Source organism: Streptomyces sp. 3-6 (assembly GCF_056323165.1).
In genome coordinates this window covers 1-1,589 of the sequence record NZ_JBWHZP010000046.1, presented here as the reverse complement: position 1 = coordinate 1,589, position 1,589 = coordinate 1, and the positions used below count along the sequence as shown (strand labels likewise).

The 1,589-nt window shown below is 56.8% G+C and carries 1 rRNA gene; it reads right to left on the bottom strand.

The annotated features are described in order from the left end of the window. Positions 1-1,589 (bottom strand): 23S ribosomal RNA (locus tag AC02VZ_RS25995); the annotation flags it as partial.

Below are 1,589 nucleotides of genomic sequence, written 5' to 3'. Positions count from 1 at the left end.
ATCACCAGGAATGGCCCCCCTTCTCCCGAAGTTACGGGGGCATTTTGCCGAGTTCCTTAACCATAGTTCACCCGAACGCCTCGGTATTCTCTACCTGACTACCTGAGTCGGTTTAGGGTACGGGCCGCCATGAAACTCGCTAGAGGCTTTTCTCGACAGCATAGGATCATCCACTTCACCACAATCGGCTCGGCATCAGGTCTCAGACTATGTGCCAGGCGGATTTACCTACCTGACGTCCTACACCCTTACCCCGGGACAACCACCGCCCGGGATGGACTACCTTCCTGCGTCACCCCATCACTCACCTACTAACCGCTTGGTTCAGCGGCTCCACCACTCCGACCTCGTCCGAAGACTCAGCCGGCGGCTTCACGGCCTTAGCATCACGATGCTCGATGTTTGACGCTCCACAGCGGGTACCGGAATATCAACCGGTTATCCATCGACTACGCCTGTCGGCCTCGCCTTAGGTCCCGACTTACCCTGGGCAGATCAGCTTGACCCAGGAACCCTTAGTCAATCGGCGCACACGTTTCTCACGTGTGAATCGCTACTCATGCCTGCATTCTCACTCGTGAACCGTCCACAACTGCCTTCCGGCGCTGCTTCACCCGGCACACGACGCTCCCCTACCCATCACAGTCTCCGTTGGGAGTATGTACTGCAATGACACGACTTCGGCGGTACGCTTGAGCCCCGCTACATTGTCGGCGCGGAATCACTAGACCAGTGAGCTATTACGCACTCTTTCAAGGGTGGCTGCTTCTAAGCCAACCTCCTGGTTGTCTCTGCGACTCCACATCCTTTCCCACTTAGCGTACGCTTAGGGGCCTTAGTCGATGCTCTGGGCTGTTTCCCTCTCGACCATGGAGCTTATCCCCCACAGTCTCACTGCCGCGCTCTCACTTACCGGCATTCGGAGTTTGGCTAAGGTCAGTAACCCGGTAGGGCCCATCGCCTATCCAGTGCTCTACCTCCGGCAAGAAACACACGACGCTGCACCTAAATGCATTTCGGGGAGAACCAGCTATCACGGAGTTTGATTGGCCTTTCACCCCTAACCACAGGTCATCCCCCAGGTTTTCAACCCTGGTGGGTTCGGTCCTCCACGAAGTCTTACCTCCGCTTCAACCTGCCCATGGCTAGATCACTCCGCTTCGGGTCTTGAGCGTGCTACTCAAACGCCCTATTAGGACTCGCTTTCGCTACGGCTTCCCCACCCGGGTTAACCTCGCAACACACCGCAAACTCGCAGGCTCATTCTTCAAAAGGCACGCAGTCACGACGCAAGGACAAGTCCTTGCGCGACGCTCCCACGGCTTGTAGGCACACGGTTTCAGGTACTATTTCACTCCCCTCCCGGGGTACTTTTCACCATTCCCTCACGGTACTATCCGCTATCGGTCACCAGGGAATATTTAGGCTTAGCGGGTGGTCCCGCCAGATTCACACGGGATTTCTCGGGCCCCGTGCTACTTGGGTGTCTCTCAAACGAGCCGCTGACGTTTCGACTACGGGGGTCTTACCCTCTACGCCGGACCTTTCGCATGTCCTTCGCCTACATCAACGGTTTCTGACTCGTCTCA